The organism is Tuberibacillus calidus DSM 17572 (genome assembly GCF_000430685.1).
Lineage (GTDB): Bacteria > Bacillota > Bacilli > Bacillales > Sporolactobacillaceae > Tuberibacillus > Tuberibacillus calidus.
The window spans coordinates 1-18,959 of record NZ_AUMM01000033.1 but is presented as its reverse complement, the minus strand read 5'-3'; the positions used below and the strand labels follow the sequence as shown (position 1 = coordinate 18,959).

The following is an 18,959-nucleotide window of genomic DNA, read 5'->3' as shown; positions in this document are numbered from 1 at the left end:
GGAATCTGCGACTATTTTATGCAATTACCCAGTAAGGCGTGACAAGGGCACATCCATGGGCAAACGGAAGCATCGTGAGGAGAAGAAATGAAACCCGCACAAAAGGCGGTGGCCATTCGTCGCCATGAAACTGAACAGGTTAGCCCCCTTTTACGATCAACTCCGCCAAATGGTCTCCATTTTTTCTTGCTCAAATGAGTTACATTCCCACACCATATCCCAGCCAGACCGCACCGATGCCGAGGAAGTACGTGAGACCCATGTACAGGATGCCCGTTTTCCCATGTCCTCGCCGAAACAGGTTCACGCTCTCCAGTTTGAAGGTGGAGAACGTTGTAAAAGCTCCCATGAATCCCGTTCCCAGGAAAAAGGCCATCTGTTCACTCAGCCCACCGCCTGTGATCCATCCGAGCAAAAAGGAACCGATCAGATTCACCAACAGCGTTCCGAGCGGCAGTTTGGTCGGCCAACGGGCGGAAACAAACGCAACCATCACGTAACGGGAAATGGCTCCCAAAAACCCTCCCGCCACCATCCAGCCGATTTCAGCCATGCTAAGCCCTCTCCCTTCTCCTGTCGGCAACCGCGGTTCCCATCCAGACCAGACACAAGCCGCCGATCATGCTTAAGCCCGCATAACCGATGCCGTTCCCCCACAGTCCCTGACGGAACAATTGGACAGTTTCCGCACTGAACGTCGAAAACGTGGTGAAGGAGCCGATCAACCCCGTGCTGATGCTGGTGCGAATACTGGGTGATATGCGGCTTTTGCCCATGACCCACTGGGAAATCCACCCCAGGGCAAAACAACCGAGCAGGTTGACCGTCAACGTGCCGACGGGAAACGAGGTTGGCGGAACCGATTGTTGAACGCACAATCCTAAAACATACCGAAGCAATGTGCCGATGACACCCGCAATTCCGACCAAAACATATGTCATGCTGATCCCTCCCGAAATGCTGGAAAAAAACAGACTCCCACCCATACACTCGTATCGGTAGGAGTCATCAGCCGTCAGGCGGTTATGGCGAACTCCATCGCCTATTTCGCGTTGACACTATCATATTCCCTATTTCATCGAAAATCAATCCCAACAGCCTGTATTCTGGTATCTATGCTCCCGTGTCGCGAAACCGCTTGATTCGTTCTTCAATCTCATCCCGCACGCGGCGGAACACTACCAGTCTTTCTTCCTCCGTCCCCGTCGCCTTGGCGGGGTCGTCAAATCCCCAATGCCAGCGGGTCACGTGCGGGGGTGTCATCGGGCATCGGTCGTTGGCATCTCCACAGAGCGTAATCACATAATCCGCTTTGTTTAAAAGCTCGGGATCGATCACATCGGAAGTCTGGCTGGAGATGTCAATGCCCACCTCCCGCATTACTTGGACCGCATACGGATTGAGACCGTGGGCCTCGATTCCCGCACTGTACACGTCAAAACGGTCACCGAGATATTTTTTCCCGAATCCTTCCGCCATTTGACTGCGGCAGGAATTGCCTGTGCAAAGGAAATAGATGATCGGTTTCTCCGCCATTTTGTCAGCCTCCTTGCGTGGTAAAAAATTTGCGTTGGAAATAGAGCGACAGCTTCACCAGAGCCAGCATCACGGGCACTTCCACCAGCGGGCCGATGACCGCCACAAACGCCGCTCCCGAATGAATGCCGAACACGCCGACCGCCACCGCAATCGCCAGTTCAAAATTGTTGCTTGCGGCGGTAAAGGAAAGCGTCGTACAGACGGGGTAGCCTGCTCCCGCTTTTTTGCTGAGCAGAAACGACACCACAAACATGACGACAAAGTAGATGAGAAGCGGGATCGCGACCCTGAGCACATCCATGGGCAGTTCAAGGATGACCTCCCCTTTGAGGGAGAACATGACCACGATGGTGAACAGCAGGGCGACCAAGGTCAGCGGGCTGATCTTCGGAATGAACACCCGCTCGTACCAGGCTTTCCCCTTGGTTTTCACCAGTGCATATCGGGTGATCATCCCCGCAAGGAAGGGAATGCCCAGGTAGATAAACACGCTTTTGGCGACCTCGGCCATCGTGATCTCGATGACCATGCTTTCCAATCCGAGCCACTGCGGCAAAATCGTGACGAACACGAACGCGTAGAACGAATAAAACAAAACCTGAAAGATGGAATTGAACGCCACCAAGCCCGCCGCGTACTCAGTGTCCCCTTTGGAAAGATCGTTCCAGACGATGACCATGGCGATGCAGCGGGCAAGACCGATCAGAATCAAGCCGACCATGTACTCGGGATAGCCCCGCAAGAAAATAATTGCCAACACGAACATGAGGAGCGGCCCGATGACCCAGTTCTGCACCAGGGACAAGCCCAGCACTTTCACGTTGCGGAACACATGGCCCAGTTCCTCGTATCGCACTTTCGCCAGCGGCGGGTACATCATCAGGATCAAACCGATGGCAATGGGAATGGAGGTGGTGCCGACCTGTAAAGCATTCAAGTTGTCCACCATGTTGGGAAACAGGTAGCCGCAACCGATGCCAACAACCATGGCCAGAAAAATCCACACCGTTAAATACCGATCCAGAAACGACAACCTTTTGATGTTTTGACTGCCCATGCGATACACTCCTTCTTATTCACAGCATACATTGACCAACAGTCCCTGTTTTTCCAGCTCTTTCAATTCATCCGACATGTCGGGCAACTGCCGCAATGCCAATCCAACCTGTTCAAGAACTTCACGGTTCAGCGAGTAAAACACCCACTGCCCTTTGCGGCTCTCCTTGACCAACCCCGCCGTTTTCAATCGGCTTAAATGTTTGGAAACCGCTGGCTGGGAGATCTTGAACACAGGAACGAATTCGCATACGCAACAATCCCGATGCTGGAGTATTGCGAGCATTTTCAAACGGGTGGGATCGGCCAACGCTTTCAGCATCTCCGCCAATTTTTCGATGTCCACATCCTTTCACCTTCCTTCATAATAAATTTACCATATAACTATATGGTTATACAAAATAAACTTGTTTGGAAATGCGAATTGTTCCCTTCGGATCAAGACCGCGGAGCCCACAACATGACGGAAACTCCCGCCAGGCAAATCACCGCCCCGATCCAGTCGTAGAGATCGGGCGTTTTTCTGTCCACGAACCATCCCCAGAAGACTGCCAAAATAATAAAGACCCCGCCGTAGGCGGCATATACGCGGCCAAAGTTCGGGAAGCTTTGCAGGGTGGGAATGATCCCATACAAAACAAGGATGATCCCTCCCAGCATGCCGACCCAGAGCGGTTTGGATTCCCTCAACCACAGCCAGACCAGGTACCCGCCCCCAATTTCCGCCAATCCTGCCGCCAGAAACAATACAATTGCCTTTATCATCACTTCTCACCCTTACGTCGGAATAACCGTTCCATGTTTCAACAGGTCAGCTACTGCTGACCTGTCGGATAAACTCTGCCACGTTGCCCATGCAACAAGCCCCCTGAGGATTGTTGACCTCACAGCTGCAACGCCCCGCCTGGACTTGGGCCTTGATTTCCTGAAGCGGCTCTCCGCCGTGCCGAACGGCTTGCACGATGCGTTCCCTCGTCCAGTCAAAACAGTAGCAAACGGGGACATCCATGCCCGAATCTTTTTGAAACACGGGCACTTTCAAGTCTCCGACGGCAAAGGTCAGCGGTCCGTCCGATGCAAAATAGACCGTTTCGCAGGACGGGTTAGGGCAAAAGGCGTAATCGCATTCAGGGTCGAGCGTCGCCAAAGCCGCAGGTTTTAGCAAGGACTTGAGCGTGATTAGCGGCACATGTCTTCCGTTTTTACCGCAATGCGGACAACTCGTTCGATTGGTTCCCCTTCCCTCTCGATTTGTCGGAGCACAACAATCCATGTGGATCATGCCTTTCCTAAGGTTTTCATTTTTAGATCGTCAATACGATTATTATACTCCATGGTATCACGTGCTTAACGTTCAGAAATGCCCGACATAAAAGAGCAGACCAATCCTCAATCTTTACCAGATAATTGTTATAGAAAATCTGGAAACATAGCGAAATCGCACAAGTACTCATTCTCATCATGAAAAGAACGGCCCAATTTTTATGGTTATGCTCATGAGATTAACAACATTGCCCTTTTCGTGCGAAACATCAGCTTTGGCTTTTTGACGTTGTACTTCTGGATCAAAGCATGCATTTTTTCTCCAAGGATTCATTGAAGACGATTTCAGCCCTGTTCCGTAGCCACTCTTCAAAAAGCTTCTCTTTCCGTTTACGATCCAGTTTGTCTTTTACGTACAAGTATATAAAACCCCGATAATACTTTACTCCTTCCGTTTTGTTCTCTTCGACCCGAAAACAAAAGCTCTCCATCGATCCATTCCTATTTTCCTTCATTTGGGATAAGACTTCTAAAACACCTGAAACGTAATTTTTTGCGACTCAGCCTTTGGTATAGTTTCCATATTGCTCGCCCCTCTTTCGTTATATATTAATCAACTGGTGACAAAAACTTAGAAAACTGCATTCCGAGTTTGCTACTCTTGGTAGCTATTGAAATAGATCTTCTAAAATTCGAAATCGGTAAAGTAAAGAGTTTAAGATGCCTTATATTCTTAGCAACTAAATCTGGAACAATAGCTATTCCCATCCCAGCCATTACATATCCATATATAAAATCGCCAAAAACAACCTCACTAACGATGTTAGGCTTGTATCCGAGCAACTCCATTTGTGAAATAATATGCTCCCTTGTATCACATGGAGCTTGATGAACAATTAGCGGTTCCTTGCAGAGTTCAGCAAGTTCTACCGTTTTTTTTGATCGAAATCGATTGTCTAAAGGAAATACAGCACAGTAAGATTCCGTAAACAATTCACAACTCCACAACGACTCATCTGTATAAAATGTATTTACAAAAGCTACATCAAGTCTTCCTTCTTGTAATGATTGTATGAGTTCCCTAGAAGTGTTTTGAATCATTAAAGTATAAGGTCGATTTAATGCTTGAAGTTCCTTTATTTTTGAAGGCAAGAAGTAGGTAGCTAGACTTGGAAGACTTCCTATCGCTATGGGATTATTTCTGCAATATTGACGTAATTCTTGACGAATCGCAGTTAGATCAGAAATAACTGGCATTATTCTAGTGTAGAAGCGTTCGCCTGCTTCGGTAAGTTCGATTCCACTAGACGTTCTATAAAACAATTGTACACCTAGATCATTTTCTAGATTACGAATATGTTTACTTAATGCTGGTTGAGAAAGATTAATGGCTTTTGAGGCTTTGGAAAAACTTTTAACTTAGCGGCTGCAGCAAAACTATTTAACCATTCCATATTCATTTCTTTAATCCCTCTTCTCTATAACGATATGTTATGGCCATATAGAATAATGGTTGTTCTTTATATGTCGAATATATGGTATTTTATCAAGAGATTAGCCCCTTCATTATCATAACATAATATTATAGCAACTTGTCTAATATAAGGTTTTGTTCATACTATGTATCCAAACATAAACCAGATCGAAGTAAAAAGGTAAAAGGTGAATATCCATGAAGAAAGTTATAATTCTTACAATAGGCATGTTTGGTCTTGGATTTGATGCCTATGTTGTAGCAGGTTTGTTGCCTGAAATTGGTGCAACATTTAACATAAATGATTCACATACTGGACAAGCAGTCAGCGTTTTTACTCTTTGTTATGCACTAGCAGCTCCGATATTTGCAACATTGCTTGCTGGAAAATCCATTCGTAATATTTTAGTTTTTGCACTTGGTGTATTCTCTTTGGCAAATGGAGTTAGTGCTATAGCCCCTAATTTTTCATTGTTTCTTATTTCACGTGCAATGGCAGGAATGGGAGCTGGACTTTTTTCTCCCTTGGTCTCTGTTGCTGCAGCATCCCTCGTTTCTGAACAAAAACGTGGACGTGCTCTAGGTATGACACTGGGAGGTATGAGTATGGGGACTGTTGTAGGGGTTCCACTTGGTTTAATAATCGCTGAACAAATAGGATGGCAGGGAACTCTTTGGTTAGTCGCCATAAATGGTTTTATAGCTATGGTTGGGATCATTATTTTTTTACCTAACATCCCAGCTGAAGCTCCGCCATCAATATGTCAACGTATTGCAATGATGACTAATAAACGTGTTTTAGCAATTGTTGGAATTACATTTGTAACTAGTACTGCTAGTTTAGGACTCTATACGTATATTGCGTCAATTTTACAGAGCCTTGAATATGTTAAAAATATAACCTTATATTTATGGGCATGGGGGATTGGTGGTGTTGTGGGAAGTTTTTCAATCGGGACTCTAATTGATCGAACAAAACGTCCTGCATTGCTCATGGCTGGTATCTTGGCAATAATGGCATTAGCAATGTTTAGTCTACCATCTACACTAAGATATCCTGTGTTACCGTTTCTACCTATTTTCTTTTGGGGAGCAATGGGCTGGGCTTCTCAACCACCACAACAACATGCACTGCTCCTCTCACAACGTGATCACGCTGAAGCTGTAGTTGCATTAAACAGCTCTGCAAATTATTTAGGCAGTGCAGTGGGATCAATGATTGGAGGTTTTGCACTGTTCGCAGGTTTAAGACCTTCTCAACTTCCCTTTGCTGCTGGTTGCCTTGTATTAGTAGCATTTTTCGGACAATTAATGCTAATGTTAACAAAGAAAAAGGAAAGTAAAAACGAGTCACATTTATGACTAAAGAGCGAGGTCGTCTTCCATTTTTCCCGCAGTTCGGGCAACTCGTTTTCATCGTTTCCTCAATTCCCGTTGGGGAAATTCAATCACGCTCATCTACAATGCATGTAAACATTCACTTCGCCCGTTATTTATATTTTGACCATTTTATATACTTTTGTTGTACCCTACTTTCTTACACATTTTTATATCACATGCCAGGCATTGCAATTGAAATGTACTTCGTGCTATTCCATGCTTTTCCGAACGTCCTTTCCCCTGTCCCCTTTCGCAAACCAACCGCAAGATACCGATCAACCCATTTTGAATTTCCTACTATGTTAAGAGAAAATAATTCATGTCCATCCCTCCCCTCCCCCCTCAGACCCTCTCTTCCCTACAGCCGCAAGGGTTTTCGGGATTTGAGGAACCAGTTGGTACAAAATGCCAGGAAAATAAAAAGTGTCCGTCCAATTGGAAGGAATTAGGTGATTAGGGGGAAGGGATAAGGGAAACGGAACGTTGGGAAATGTCCAGGGAAATAATTTGAGTTAACAAATAGAGACGCTCAATCGGAATATAGCGGGAGGGGGTATATTAGGAAACTGCTTGATAAATCAGACGCCGTTCCTGTCCCCTCTCCCCTGTACCTTTTCAAAAGAAGTAAAAGCCAAGCATGAATCAGGGCAAAACCCTAACCACGCTCGGCTTCTTGGACATTTTTTATTTTCCTTGGACAGATTTTATTTTCCCAGGACGGGAATTATTAGCTGTCTACAATTTTTCCTTTTGCAAAATGCAACTTACTCCACCGTCACGCTCTTGGCAAGGTTGCGCGGTTTATCGACGTCGTTGCCGCGGTGGAGGGCTGCGTAGTATGCGAGCAGCTGCAAAGGTACGACTGAAACAAGCGGTGTGAGAGCATCATGAACTTCTGGAAGGACGATTTGGTCGCCCGCTTCATTCAAGCCTTCCATGCTGACGATGCAGGCATGGGCGCCGCGAGCCGTCACTTCCTTCAGGTTACTACGAATGTTTCCGTTGACATGGAATTGTGTGGCAATGGCGATGACCGGTGTGCCTTTTTCAATCAGGGCAATGGTACCGTGTTTGAGTTCACCACCGGCAAAGCCTTCCGCTTGAATATACGAGATTTCTTTAAGTTTTAAAGCGGCCTCCAAAGCCACATAATAATCGACAGCACGGCCGATAAAGAAAGCATTGCGTGATGTACTGAGATACTTTCGAGCTATGTCTTCGATCATTTCTTTTTGGTCGACAAGTGTCTGCATGGCATTGGCGGCAATGCTCAATTCTTTCATTAAATCGATTTTCGGTTGAAGGCCTTTCGCTTCAGCTGTAGCCACCGATAAAATAGCCAAAACGGCAATTTGCGCGGTATATGCCTTCGTGGAGGCCACTGCAATTTCCGGTCCGGCGTGAAGCAGCAAGGTATAATCGGCTTCTCGTGAAAGCGTCGAGCCGGGAACGTTCGTGATCGTTAAGGTTTTAAAGCCCAGTTTTTTCACATGAACGAGCACCCCGCGGCTGTCAGCCGTTTCTCCGCTTTGCGAAATAAAGATGAAGAGCGGGTTTTTCGATATTAAAGGCATATTGTAAGCAAATTCGCTGGCAATATGAACTTCTGTCGGAATGCCGGCAATCCGCTCCAATAATTGTTTGCCGACAAGCCCGGCATGATAACTCGTTCCAGCCGCGATGATATACAGCCGGTCCGCTGCTTTAACAGCTTCGCAAATGTTTTGATCGAGTTTAATGTCGCCATTGTCATCGCGATAGGCTGTAACTAATTTGCGCATGACCGCTGGCTGTTCATCGATTTCTTTCAACATATAATGCGGGTAGGTGCCTTTTTCGATATCGGACGCATCGAGTTCCGCGGTAAACGGATCGCGCTTGACCATTTTGCCGTCAAGGGTTTCGATCGTGATGGCATCCTTCTTGACCAAAACGATTTCTTCGTCCATCAATTCCACGAATTGATCGGTCACTTGAAGCATCGCCATTGCATCACTGGCAACGACATTAAACCCTTCGCCAAGGCCGACGAGCAGCGGGCTTTTATTTTTACCGACAAAAAGGGTGTCAGGCGTTTCCGCATCAATCATGGCAATCGCATATGAGCCGTGCAACAAGGACAGTGTCTTGCGGAACGCTTCGGCAACTTCAAGGCCCTCGCCAATAAAGACTTCGACTAATTGGACGATGACTTCAGTATCCGTATCGCTTTTTAATTGAACGCCGACAAGATACTGTTCTTTCAGTTTTTCATAGTTATCAATGACGCCATTGTGGACTAAGGTCAATCTCCCAGAGGCGCTTTGATGCGGGTGCGCGTTTTCACGGTTCGGCTCACCGTGGGTGGCCCAACGGGTGTGGCCGATGCCGACACTTGCCGTAATCTTCCAATCGACAATGGCTTCCAAGTCAGCGATGCGTCCTTTTTCACGGAAAACATGCACGCCGCTTTGATTGAGAAGGCCGATCCCCGCCGAATCATAACCTCGGTATTCAAGCTTTTTCAATCCATTAATTAAAATCTTTTTTGCATCTTGTTGACCAATATAACCAACGATACCACACATAATATCTTTCCCCCTGATTGTGGGGCAAGACGACCGTGGGGCATCTTACCCCACTTGTTTTCGTCGTTCTCACTGTTGAGATTTTTGTCCAAAAGGTCACCCTTTTGTTTTTGATCCCAACTTACGGGCGTGAGTCGTCCCGAGAGGCATCCGCCGATTCTTCGATACTCCTCTTTCCTCGTCAACTGATCCATTTTCCGTGCGATCAGTCCAGGCGCTTGATTTAAATAATACAACGATCCACCTTTCTATTCTAAAGTAAAAATTCCTTTTTATATTATAAGCAAAAAATGAATTTGTCAATGGGCGCCTGCCTAACCCTATCGTATGCCGTGCGCCTAAAAAGGTGAGGACCTGCGGCTTTTACTGAATCATGTTCGATTAAACGATCAGTCCCGATTCGGGGCTGTATCCCTTGAATCAGCTTCAATAATATTTCCGATCGATCGCGTAGCAGTTCATGAACAAACACGACTGGCGATGAATGATAGCTTGAGAAGATGATTGGCCGTCCCCATCCTTTTTAGGACTTTGAGACGGCCAGAGATTTTACTGTTCGTTCAATCCCATTTCGCTTTTCACGACTTCAGCAATCCGGTTGGCATACGTTTCACAGGCCTCTTCCGTTTCTGCTTCGACCATCACGCGAACAAGCGGTTCAGTGCCCGAAGGCCGGACGAGCACACGGCCGTTTCCTGCCATTTCTTGTTCTACTTGTCGAATGATTTCGGCGACGCGCGGATTCTCCGCCACGGCATTTTTATCGGTGACTTTAATATTCACCAGCTTTTGCGGATATTTTTGGACTTCGCTTGCCAGCTCCGAAAGTTTTTTCCCCGTGGCTTTCATGATATTGACCAATTGCAAAGCTGACAGCATGCCGTCACCTGTCGTTGAAAAGTCGAGAAAGATGATATGGCCGGATTGTTCGCCGCCGATGGAATAGCCGCCCTCACGCATTTCACTCATGACATAACGGTCTCCCACGGCCGTTTGTTTCGTGCTGATTCCTTCTTTTTCCAAAGCTTTATACAAACCAAGATTGCTCATAACCGTCGTGACAAGTGTATCTTTTTTCAAACGGCCTTGTTCATGAAAATACTTGGCGCAAATATACATAATGATATCGCCGTCAACAATTTTCCCGTTCTCGTCAACGGCAATTAAGCGGTCCCCGTCACCGTCAAAGGCAAGCCCGACATCCGCACCTTCTTTGATCACGACTTCCCTTAAGCTTTCCGGATGGGTGGACCCGACACCGTTATTGATGTTGGTCCCGTTCGGCGATGTGCCAATCGTGACGATGTCCGCTTCCAAATCCGCAAACAAATGCGGGGCAATGGAAGAAGTTGCACCGTGCGCGCAATCAAGGGCAATGCGCAGACCTGAAAAGTCTTCTTCATCGATGGTTTGTTTCAGGAATTGCAAATACTTTTGCGAGCCCTCAAAATAATCGCTCACGACGCCGACATCGCCCCCGGTCGGCCGCGGCAACGTATCTTCTTGATCCAATAACCGTTCAATTTCGGCTTCTTCCTCATCACTGAGTTTAAAACCGTCACCGCCGAAAAATTTAATGCCGTTGTCTGCTACCGGATTATGGGAAGCCGAGATCATGACACCGGCTTCAGCTCCCATTGCCTTGGTTAAAAAAGCGACACCGGGGGTGGAGATGACGCCTAGACGCATGACTTCCGCTCCTATTGACAGAAGCCCGGCGACAAGGGCAGCTTCAAGCATCTGCCCCGAAATGCGCGTATCCCTGCCGACGAGCACTTTCGGGCGTTCAGATTGCTTTGTCAGTACATACCCGCCCATTCTTCCAAGTTTGAAAGCCAGCTCCGGCGTTAATTCCGTATTGGCAATCCCCCTAACGCCGTCTGTACCGAAATACTTACCCATAACGTTATCGCTCCTTTTTCTAACGAGCCTTTATCGTATCCTAAAAGACTTTAATCGTTTTTTGCATTTTCTATATGCACCGTGACTGTATTTTTTTCCAAACGCATCGTGACATTATCAGGTCCAATCACTTGGATGGGGAGCTCAACATCCCCGGAGGAAGCGTTTCCGACATCAATGGACAATTTAATATCCGATTGTTGGATTTTCTCAATCACGTTCTTAGCGCCGGTCAGAACGACATCGATGGTTCTAGACTCTGGGTCAATAAACTTAACCTTCTTGTTTTGGCCGGCAGGCATATTGACGGAGATCGGAACATCTTTCAACGTTCTTTTTGCTTTTTGACTGATGGTCACTTTGACTTTGATTTTTCTTGGTTCCACTTTTTCTGCGCCATCTGGGACAGGTACCTTTAATTCCACTGTCTGACTTTTATCAATACCACCAAGCGGTAGCTCTATGTCACCAATATGATCAATGGCATCCAGCACGGATTTTTTGCCGAAAACGGTCACTGTTTCAGGGTCGATGTCGATGTCTGCAAGAGCCAATCCGTTCGGAAGGTTTCCCGTCGTTTTTACAGTAACCGGAACGTCTTTAGAAGGACTTAAAATGGGAACTTGTACACTTGCTACGGCGGGATTGACAGCCACATTCACCTGATTGCCATCCTCGTCATAGGCATGTAACGTCATTCTTGCACTAAAGGAACTATCGATTCCTTTTAGATCGACGACACCTTTAACAAAAGCGATGCGGTCGACGAATTCTTCTCCGCCGATGACTGTGACCGTTTCAGGATTGATTTTCGGTTCCCCCACCTTATAGCCTTCCGGCAGTTCATTTTTATGAATAAAATCGACACTGACTGGAAACGTTTTCGTGATTTTTTTCATGATTGTGACGGTGACTGACTGTGGGTCAGGTGTGATTTTAAGATTTGAGGGGAAACCTTTATATAAAACTTTAGCTTTGTACGTCCCCGGCTTTTTTCCCGTTAAGTCAATATAAGCTTCTTTTGTTGTGATTAAACGCGTTTTCGTGATTTGCCCAATAGACCCTTCTAGCAAAAGATTGACGGTCTCCGGTGCCCCGGTGACAACATATTTGTCTTGATCGAAAATAACGTTTAACTTTTCCGTAACCGTTTGTTTCGTGGACGTGCTCGGTGTAAAGGGATTAATGTCATTATGCGATAACTGGTTGTTGGAAGAAACCATATTATACAACATTAAGGCAATGAGAAAAGAGATTACCTTGATAAACCAACTGCTCCGGAAAATTTTATCCATTGTTTTTCCCTCTCCAGTTCCAGCGTAATCCACTAACCGATTTCGTCTGGTTCAGCCAGTTGAGTTCAAGTAGCTCAGTCAATCTTTCCTCCGTAAGGTTTCGATAAATCTCACCGTTTTTGGTAATAGAGATGGCTCCGGTTTCTTCCGATACGACAATCGTCACGCAGTCGGTTACTTCACTGACACCTATGGCTGCCCGATGCCTTGTCCCCAATTCCTTCGAGATAAAGGGGCTTTCCGAAAGCGGTAAATAACAAGCAGCCGCCTTAATTTCACCATCTTTAATAATTACGGCCCCATCATGGAGTGGTGTATTGGGGATAAAAATATTAATGAGTAATTGGGATGTGATTTGTGCTTCAATGGGTATGCCCGTTTCAATGTACTCATTGAGCCCGGTTTCCCGTTCAATAGAAATCAAAGCACCAATACGCCGCTTCGCCATGTAGGTGGTCGCCTTAACAATCGCTTCGATCGCCTGTTTTCGAATTTCCTCTTCCTGTAACTCCCTCGAGAAAAAACGTCCGCGGCCAAGTTGCTCGAGCGCCCGACGCAATTCTGGTTGAAAGATGATGATAATAGCAAGAACACCATAGGTGATCGCCTGCGTCATGATGAAATTCAGCGTTTTCAATTGCAACAGACTACTTAAAAACCAAACCACTACAATGACCGTGATCCCTTTTAACAATTGAACCGCTTTGGTTCCGCGAATCACCATGATAAGTTTGTAGATGACATATGTAACGAGTAAAATGTCCACTACTGATCTTAAAAGATCGAGCAAGTTTATTTCTGACCACGAAACCATGGCGCCCATCCTCCAAATAAACACTGAATCACTGCTTTATTATATCAGACCTTGCGCGGTGAAGAAACTCTCTTGCGGTTTTGGGACAACCCTCCCCGATCGAAACCGAAGTTAGGTTTCCTGCTAATCGCTGATGGCATAAACCAGAAGTTGAACCGACACGATGAATAAAGGACAATTAACATGCCATTGACGGCTCAATGAAAAGCCTTGTTGGACATATCACGTTATCCCTATAATTTTAACCTTTGCATCAGACACATCTGCTTAAAAAAGAAAGGACAGGCGACACCCGTCCATTTTTCTTTCGGCATAATGAAAAAAGTTTCTCGGAAGAATTGTTTGACATGAAACCAAAGCCATTCAAGAATTTGATTAACCTCTTTAATGTCCCCTGTCACATGACCGGCCGAAGCCAGCATGGAATCGCTGTTAATTAAAATAACATTACCATCGACGCGACCTTCGATTTTAACCTTTCCATTCCGAACTATCAAGTTGCCTTTAATGGTTTCCCCTTTTGGCACGACGACAGTATGATGACCTTCATAGCTGATGTTTCCTTTGCCCTGGACTTCGGCACTAAACGGAGCTTGTTCCCATAATGAGAAGATGTAGCCTGCCATTAAAACAATAAATAGAGAAGCGGCTGCTCCGAATGGATGCCTTTTTAGCCATTTTAAAACCCTTGACTCTTTTTCAGCTTCCTTTGAGATTTTGGCCATGACTTTTTCCGTAAAAAAATCCGGTACGTTTTCCTTCGTAAGGCTTCTAAGCATGACATCCGTTTGATCCAGTTGTTCAAAACGCTTGCGGCAATCATCGCAATTCGCAATATGCTTCTCAACTTCATGGCGTTCTTGTTCTGATGCTTCCCGGTCAAGCACTTTATGAATTAATTCCGTTATGGAATTAGAACAAGCCATGATGCTCACCTCTTTATTCTCCTGCTGACCAGACGTTCTTTCAAAGCTTCCCGGCCTCGGTGAATTCTAGTTTTGACGGTCGCAACGGGAATTCCCAGTATATCACTGATTTCCTTTAAGCTTAAATCTTCTAGATACTTCAAAATGATAGCCGCCCGATATTTGGGGGGTAACCGATCAATTTCTTGGAGAACCACATCGCGGGTTTCCTTGTGGACTACGCGTTCATCCGGCAAGGGGTCTTCAGATGCTAATTGCGCGTGCATATTAACCCCATCTGCGCCGGGAATTTCGGCATCTAAATAGACGCCCGGACGTTTCTTCCTTAAGTAATCAATCGATAAGTTTGTAGCAATTCGATATAACCATGTTGAAAATTTTTTATCATCTTCATATTTTTCGATGTTCGTATATGCCCTGAGAAAAGCTTCCTGGGCCAAGTCTTCGGCTTCTGCCGGTATTTTTACCATGCGCAAACAAATATTATAAACAGAAGTTTTATATAAATCGACGATACGGGCAAAGGCTTCCTTATTACCCCGTTTCACTTTTTTTATTAATTGTTTTTCCATATCGCTCATGCACTCGGCCTCTTTCTTTGGCAATTCCTTATACGAACATCGAAGGTTAAAGGTTTCATTTTTATTTTAACAAAATGTTCGCGAAACGGAAAAAAACTCCTCTTAATAACAGAAAATCACGGTATACAAATTCAGATCATGAGTCACTTGCAAAAGCACTGTTGTAAAAAAGAACATAAAAGCCCGCCACAAACGGCAGGCTATCTCTATATGATCCGAATAACATAGGTTATAAAAGTTTCTCACCAAATAACGATCCGGCAAGGTCAACGGCCACATCGGCGGTTTTATTCCGGACATCGAGGATGGGATTGACCTCCACCAGTTCTGCGGAAGTAATGATATCAGCTTCCGCTAGCATTTCCATCGCCAAATGACTTTCTCTAAAGGAAATCCCCCCGTTCACTGGTGTTCCAACCCCGGGTGCATCGCTAGGATCGAGGCCATCTAAATCTAAACTGAGATGGACACCGTCCGATCTTTCTTTTAAATAAGCAATGGTTTCCTTCATGACTTGGGTCATCCCTAGCCGGTCAATTTCATGCATGGTATAAACGCGTATCCCCATTTTCTTAATCAGCACTTTTTCCCCTTCATCCAGCGACCGCGCGCCGATAAGAACGATATTTTCCGCTTTAACTTTTGGCGAATAGCCCCCTATCCCTGTTAAAAGCGGGTCACCGAGTCCGAGGCTAGCGGCGAGCGGCATACCATGAATATTCCCGCTTGGTGAGGTTTCAGCCGTATTCAAATCACCATGCGCATCATACCAAATAACTCCTAGGCTTTTGTAATGTTTGCTGACACCAGCCAATGTCCCAATGGCAATGCTGTGATCGCCGCCAAGAACCAGCGGAAACCGACCTTTTCGGACTTCTTCATCGACGACTTCATATAATTTATGATTCGCCTCAGCTACTGCATTGAGGTTTTTTAACCCTTTCACGCTATTTGTGCGCTCTGGTCGACCAATAGCAATATCACCGCAATCGTCCACATCGTAACCTAGTGATTCCAAGCGTTGTATCAAACCGGCATATCTCATGGCACTAGGGCCCATATCAACGCCTCGGCGGGATTGACCCAAGTCCATAGGCGAACCGATAATCGAAAGTTGTTTATTCATGTTATCAACCCCTAATGAAAGTTTGCATAACAACATGTATGCGCTTCCATATACTATTTTACACTTTTATAATAATGAAACAACTTTAACCACTTTCTTAGGAACGCGCATATTATGGCAAATTTTTTGATTATGGGGAGAAAAGAGAGTATGATTAGCTTAAAAATACATAGCGAGGTGTTTGATTTGGCTCATGTCACTTTTGGCGGTAATCCTGTCACTTTGGTTGGTCACGAAGTAAAAGTAGGCGATCAAGCGCCCAATTTTAAGGTAATAGACAACGATTTAAATGAAAAAACATTAAGTGATTTTAAAGGCGTACGGTTAATCAGTTCTGTGCCATCTCTTGATACCGGTGTTTGTGATGCGCAAACCCGACGTTTTAATGAAGAAGCGGGAAAAATCGATGGTGTAACCGTTCTGACCATTAGCGTTGACTTACCTTTCGCCCAAAAACGCTGGTGCGGGGCCTCTGGTCTGGATCATGTCATCACTCTGTCCGATCACCGCGATCTTTCTTTTGGTGAAGCTTATGGTGTCGTCATTAAAGAATTGCGGCTTTTATCCCGTGCCGTTTTTGTCGTCAATAGCAACGACGAAATCACTTATGTAGAATATGTGGATGAAGTCACCCATCATCCTAATTACGAAGCAGCTTTGGCAGCGGTAAAAGAGGCAAAATAATCATTGATAAAAATAACATGGCTCCGTCAAACCTTTTAGGCGAAGGCGGAGCCTTTGTTACACTTATGTTGGTCTGAAAAATTTTATACTCTCTTACCTGCACGATAAAAACCGGCAAGCGGACTGGATAGAAAGCCCGTTGGCCGGTCTTTTTGGTGGATGGACATCAGGTATCTCGATGATTTCTGAGTAAAAAATAAAAAGCCCATAAAGAATCATGAGCTTTATTATATATGATGTCCATTAGGACATTACCGTTTATGTATGGTGGAGCTTAGCGGGATCGAACCGCTGACCCCCTGCTTGCGGAGCAGGTGCTCTCCCAGCTGAGCTAAAGCCCCGTTTTGAAATGGTGAGCCATGAAGGACTCGAACCTTCGACCCTCTGATTAAAAGTCAGATGCTCTACCAACTGAGCTAATGGCTCATGCTTAATTATTATGTGCACTCGCTTGGTAATTGAACGAAGCTTACTCAGAGATTCGGAACACTTGATTACGGTGTGTTCCTCAGCGCTGCTCACTCAAGATGTTTAAGCTAGAGTGCTCTACCAACTGAGCTAATGGCTCGTGCTTGATTATAATGTGCACTCGCTTGGGAGCTTTTTCGCCCCTGGATTATTGCCCGAGCAATAATAAGACTATTTCGTCAATATGTATAAGTGGTGGAGGGGGACGGATTCGAACCGCCGAACCCTGAGGGAGCGGATTTACAGTCCGCCGCGTTTAGCCACTTCGCTACCCCTCCATATAAAAAAACAAGGGCTTTATGGCCTCTTCATACCATTCACGTCATTTATAAATGGTGGAGGATGACGGGATCGAACCGCCGACCCTCTGCTTGTAAGGCAGATGCTCTCCCAGCTGAGCTAATCCTCCATACTGAATAAAAAAGAAATGTTGGTGACCCCTACGGGATTCGAACCCGTGTTACCACCGTGAAAGGGTGGTGTCTTAACCACTTGACCAAGGGGCCACATTTCAAACAGGACATATTTTATTATAGCTTGTACGTGCCGCTCTGTAAAGGGAAAAATTAATGTTCATCTTTTCAGAAAAGAATAGCCCGCCTTTATTTATTCTTTTTGTCCGTCGGTTTTATAAAATGGAAAAAGCGTTCAATAGCAGACGGAAATAAACGGAGGTATTGCACCGTGATCACAGCAGGCAAAAGATAACCGACTAACGCCTCAAGGATGGCAACCATCCGGGACCAGCCAATCGGTGTAATATCACCGTAACCAACTGATAAGAGCGTGATGGCACTAAAATAAATCGTTTTAGCCACTTGTTCCGCCCAGCTCTCCCCCTCGAACAAAAACCCATGATGTTCGACAATTTGTCCAACATCCATGATATCCAAAAGAATATATATTAAGGAAAAAAGCAAAATGATATTCAAACAAAGAATAAGGAGTGTAAAGGCATTATATAACAACGATACCCTTTTCATATATAATCACGCTCCGGTAAAGTGCCTCAATAGTACATGCCTATGCTTTACCGGTAATATTTTTTACACAAAAAAAGGATACCCTATATCAGGGTACCCCCTAACAATCATTGGTTGGGAAACAATTCTCTTTGCTGCCACATCTTACTGACACGATTGCGAATCATTTTACCAACTTTATTATTCGGCCGCATGAGCTGGTATGCAGCGGCACCAATACCTACGAATGCAAGTAATGGCATCCATGCTTTGCCTTGAGCCATAAACTCACCACCCATTTTTATGTTTCACTTACCTTTGGCATTATTTATGTTTCCCATTCGTTTCATAAAAACACTGTAATAATTCGGCAAGCGAACTAATGGATGAGAAAAATGATCAAAAGCGGTTCTGGCTGTAACGATACTGAAGTAATGATGGGATAAGTGTGTCTTTTGAAATGGCTGCAAATATTAAGGTTAAAAATTTAGTATAGAACCACTGACTTTGTAAATAAATGTTTTTAAACGGTAATATAAATAAAATTTAACAAAAAAGGTATTTTTTATTAGACATTTATAAAAAAAACTCCTAATGTAGAGATATAATAGACAAGTTACCCAAAAACCTCTACAAAAGGAGCATTAACATGGGTAACAGTATACCAGAAGAAACCGTTATTGAAAAGTGTCTTAAGATTTTGGATGTTGCTCTCTATCGGCATCCTTACCGCGATCACGGATCCAAAAAACTTTTAACAGGGAAAGCTATTTTACTTCTCGTCGATGCCCAACTTCGCCAATATGACTCCCTTTGGGAGATTTCAGAAAACCTTAGAGCCAAGAAGGCATTACAACAGCTAACCCAACTTGATTCCATTCATGAATCAACGATTCATCGAAAGCTGGAGGACTTGCCAACA

General features: G+C 45.1%; 20 protein-coding genes, 5 tRNA genes and 1 riboswitch. Of the genes, 3 read left to right on the top strand and 22 right to left on the bottom strand.

The features are described 5' to 3' along the window. Positions 1-199 precede the first annotated feature (199 nt). From H532_RS0109585 to H532_RS18435, 8 genes are all read right to left on the bottom strand, one after another. On the bottom strand, positions 200-553 hold the full coding sequence (locus H532_RS0109585; RefSeq protein WP_027725304.1) for a fluoride efflux transporter FluC: 354 nt from the start codon (positions 551-553) through the stop codon (positions 200-202). Between the two features lies 1 nt (position 554). Then, the gene (crcB, locus tag H532_RS0109580) at positions 555-941 is read right to left on the bottom strand and encodes a fluoride efflux transporter CrcB (protein WP_027725303.1); all 387 of its coding nucleotides are present in this window, start codon (positions 939-941) and stop codon (positions 555-557) included. 51 nt (positions 942-992) lie between these two features. Next, a riboswitch (Fluoride riboswitch) is annotated at positions 993-1,052 on the bottom strand. A gap of 61 nt (positions 1,053-1,113) precedes the next feature. Continuing rightward, complete coding sequence (arsC, locus tag H532_RS0109575; protein ID WP_027725302.1) at positions 1,114-1,536, bottom strand: arsenate reductase (thioredoxin); 423 nt, start codon at positions 1,534-1,536, stop codon at positions 1,114-1,116. Between the two features lie 4 nt (positions 1,537-1,540). Further along, positions 1,541-2,581 (bottom strand): ACR3 family arsenite efflux transporter, encoded by a 1,041-nt coding sequence (arsB, locus tag H532_RS0109570; RefSeq protein WP_169721028.1) that lies wholly within the window; start codon positions 2,579-2,581, stop codon positions 1,541-1,543. A 30-nt stretch (positions 2,582-2,611) separates the two neighbouring features. Then, positions 2,612-2,941, bottom strand: a complete 330-nt coding sequence (locus H532_RS0109565; RefSeq protein ID WP_027725300.1) for an ArsR/SmtB family transcription factor — start codon at positions 2,939-2,941, stop codon at positions 2,612-2,614. Between the two features lie 92 nt (positions 2,942-3,033). After that, complete coding sequence (locus H532_RS0109560; protein ID WP_027725299.1) at positions 3,034-3,360, bottom strand: YnfA family protein; 327 nt, start codon at positions 3,358-3,360, stop codon at positions 3,034-3,036. A 46-nt stretch (positions 3,361-3,406) separates the two neighbouring features. Further along, positions 3,407-3,868 carry a putative iron-sulfur cluster-binding metallochaperone gene (locus tag H532_RS0109555; protein WP_027725298.1) on the bottom strand — a complete coding sequence of 154 codons (462 nt, stop codon included), beginning with the start codon at positions 3,866-3,868 and terminating at the stop codon, positions 3,407-3,409. Positions 3,869-4,467: 599 nt separating this feature from the next. After that, on the bottom strand, positions 4,468-5,181 hold the full coding sequence (locus tag H532_RS18435; RefSeq protein ID WP_245566443.1) for a LysR family transcriptional regulator substrate-binding protein: 714 nt from the start codon (positions 5,179-5,181) through the stop codon (positions 4,468-4,470). 349 nt (positions 5,182-5,530) lie between these two features. Here H532_RS18435 and H532_RS0109540 point away from each other — a divergent pair, with 349 nt between their 5' ends. Further along, positions 5,531-6,694 (top strand): MFS transporter, encoded by a 1,164-nt coding sequence (locus H532_RS0109540; RefSeq protein WP_027725296.1) that lies wholly within the window; start codon positions 5,531-5,533, stop codon positions 6,692-6,694. Positions 6,695-7,476: 782 nt separating this feature from the next. Here the strand turns inward: H532_RS0109540 and glmS are convergent. From glmS to rocF, 7 genes are all read right to left on the bottom strand, one after another. After that, complete coding sequence (gene glmS, locus H532_RS0109535) at positions 7,477-9,279, bottom strand: glutamine--fructose-6-phosphate transaminase (isomerizing) (RefSeq protein WP_027725295.1); 1,803 nt, start codon at positions 9,277-9,279, stop codon at positions 7,477-7,479. A gap of 549 nt (positions 9,280-9,828) precedes the next feature. Then, positions 9,829-11,181 carry a phosphoglucosamine mutase gene (gene glmM, locus H532_RS0109525; protein ID WP_027725293.1) on the bottom strand — a complete coding sequence of 451 codons (1,353 nt, stop codon included), beginning with the start codon at positions 11,179-11,181 and terminating at the stop codon, positions 9,829-9,831. A gap of 50 nt (positions 11,182-11,231) precedes the next feature. After that, positions 11,232-12,476: a CdaR family protein gene (locus H532_RS0109520; protein ID WP_027725292.1), complete on the bottom strand. Its 1,245-nt coding sequence runs from the start codon at positions 12,474-12,476 to the stop codon at positions 11,232-11,234. Further along, the gene (gene cdaA, locus H532_RS0109515) at positions 12,469-13,290 is read right to left on the bottom strand and encodes a diadenylate cyclase CdaA (RefSeq protein ID WP_027725291.1); all 822 of its coding nucleotides are present in this window, start codon (positions 13,288-13,290) and stop codon (positions 12,469-12,471) included. The genes H532_RS0109520 and cdaA overlap by 8 nt, the downstream gene beginning before the upstream one ends. 233 nt (positions 13,291-13,523) lie before the next feature. Then, positions 13,524-14,216 (bottom strand): zf-HC2 domain-containing protein, encoded by a 693-nt coding sequence (locus H532_RS18430; RefSeq protein ID WP_155995027.1) that lies wholly within the window; start codon positions 14,214-14,216, stop codon positions 13,524-13,526. Between the two features lie 5 nt (positions 14,217-14,221). Beyond that, positions 14,222-14,797, bottom strand: coding sequence for an RNA polymerase sigma factor SigW (sigW, locus tag H532_RS0109505; RefSeq protein ID WP_027725290.1), 576 nt, complete (start codon positions 14,795-14,797; stop codon positions 14,222-14,224). A gap of 229 nt (positions 14,798-15,026) precedes the next feature. Further along, positions 15,027-15,923 carry an arginase gene (gene rocF, locus H532_RS0109500; RefSeq protein WP_027725289.1) on the bottom strand — a complete coding sequence of 299 codons (897 nt, stop codon included), beginning with the start codon at positions 15,921-15,923 and terminating at the stop codon, positions 15,027-15,029. Between the two features lie 186 nt (positions 15,924-16,109). On the opposite strand from rocF, the gene tpx reads away from it, so the two are divergent. Further along, positions 16,110-16,607 carry a thiol peroxidase gene (tpx, locus tag H532_RS0109495; RefSeq protein ID WP_027725288.1) on the top strand — a complete coding sequence of 166 codons (498 nt, stop codon included), beginning with the start codon at positions 16,110-16,112 and terminating at the stop codon, positions 16,605-16,607. A gap of 265 nt (positions 16,608-16,872) precedes the next feature. Here the strand turns inward: tpx and H532_RS0109490 are convergent. The 7 genes from H532_RS0109490 to H532_RS20330 all read right to left on the bottom strand — a co-directional run bounded on the left by H532_RS0109490 (position 16,873) and on the right by H532_RS20330 (position 18,321). Continuing rightward, positions 16,873-16,948 (bottom strand) — tRNA-Ala (locus H532_RS0109490). A 9-nt stretch (positions 16,949-16,957) separates the two neighbouring features. Beyond that, a tRNA-Lys gene (locus H532_RS0109485) sits at positions 16,958-17,033 on the bottom strand. Between the two features lie 235 nt (positions 17,034-17,268). Further along, a tRNA-Tyr gene (locus tag H532_RS0109480) sits at positions 17,269-17,353 on the bottom strand. 55 nt (positions 17,354-17,408) lie between these two features. Continuing rightward, positions 17,409-17,484: transfer RNA gene (locus H532_RS0109475), tRNA-Val, on the bottom strand. Between the two features lie 22 nt (positions 17,485-17,506). After that, a tRNA-Glu gene (locus H532_RS0109470) sits at positions 17,507-17,581 on the bottom strand. A gap of 96 nt (positions 17,582-17,677) precedes the next feature. Continuing rightward, positions 17,678-18,058, bottom strand: a complete 381-nt coding sequence (locus H532_RS18425) for a potassium channel family protein (RefSeq protein WP_051263245.1) — start codon at positions 18,056-18,058, stop codon at positions 17,678-17,680. A gap of 107 nt (positions 18,059-18,165) precedes the next feature. Further along, positions 18,166-18,321, bottom strand: a complete 156-nt coding sequence (locus H532_RS20330) for a hypothetical protein (protein WP_155995025.1) — start codon at positions 18,319-18,321, stop codon at positions 18,166-18,168. 365 nt (positions 18,322-18,686) lie between these two features. On the opposite strand from H532_RS20330, the gene H532_RS18420 reads away from it, so the two are divergent. Next, positions 18,687-18,959: hypothetical protein (locus tag H532_RS18420; protein WP_038112036.1), on the top strand; the 273-nt coding region annotated here is incomplete at its 3' end.

Excerpts from the sequence above, each read along its gene's own strand:
- H532_RS0109520 (WP_027725292.1), bottom strand. The coding sequence starts at position 12,476 with ATGGATAAAATTTTCCGGAGCAGTTGGTTTATCAAGGTAATCTCTTTT.
- H532_RS0109540 (WP_027725296.1), top strand. The coding sequence starts at position 5,531 with ATGAAGAAAGTTATAATTCTTACAATAGGCATGTTTGGTCTTGGATTT.
- H532_RS20330 (WP_155995025.1), bottom strand. The coding sequence starts at position 18,321 with ATGGCTCAAGGCAAAGCATGGATGCCATTACTTGCATTCGTAGGTATT.
- glmM (WP_027725293.1), bottom strand. The coding sequence starts at position 11,181 with ATGGGTAAGTATTTCGGTACAGACGGCGTTAGGGGGATTGCCAATACG.
- H532_RS18430 (WP_155995027.1), bottom strand. The coding sequence starts at position 14,216 with ATGGCTTGTTCTAATTCCATAACGGAATTAATTCATAAAGTGCTTGAC.
- arsC (WP_027725302.1), bottom strand. The coding sequence starts at position 1,536 with ATGGCGGAGAAACCGATCATCTATTTCCTTTGCACAGGCAATTCCTGC.
- sigW (WP_027725290.1), bottom strand. The coding sequence starts at position 14,797 with ATGAGCGATATGGAAAAACAATTAATAAAAAAAGTGAAACGGGGTAAT.
- cdaA (WP_027725291.1), bottom strand. The coding sequence starts at position 13,290 with ATGGTTTCGTGGTCAGAAATAAACTTGCTCGATCTTTTAAGATCAGTA.
- rocF (WP_027725289.1), bottom strand. The coding sequence starts at position 15,923 with ATGAATAAACAACTTTCGATTATCGGTTCGCCTATGGACTTGGGTCAA.
- crcB (WP_027725303.1), bottom strand. The coding sequence starts at position 941 with ATGACATATGTTTTGGTCGGAATTGCGGGTGTCATCGGCACATTGCTT.
- H532_RS0109585 (WP_027725304.1), bottom strand. The coding sequence starts at position 553 with ATGGCTGAAATCGGCTGGATGGTGGCGGGAGGGTTTTTGGGAGCCATT.
- glmS (WP_027725295.1), bottom strand. The coding sequence starts at position 9,279 with ATGTGTGGTATCGTTGGTTATATTGGTCAACAAGATGCAAAAAAGATT.
- H532_RS0109560 (WP_027725299.1), bottom strand. The coding sequence starts at position 3,360 with ATGATAAAGGCAATTGTATTGTTTCTGGCGGCAGGATTGGCGGAAATT.
- H532_RS18425 (WP_051263245.1), bottom strand. The coding sequence starts at position 18,058 with ATGAAAAGGGTATCGTTGTTATATAATGCCTTTACACTCCTTATTCTT.
- H532_RS0109555 (WP_027725298.1), bottom strand. The coding sequence starts at position 3,868 with ATGGATTGTTGTGCTCCGACAAATCGAGAGGGAAGGGGAACCAATCGA.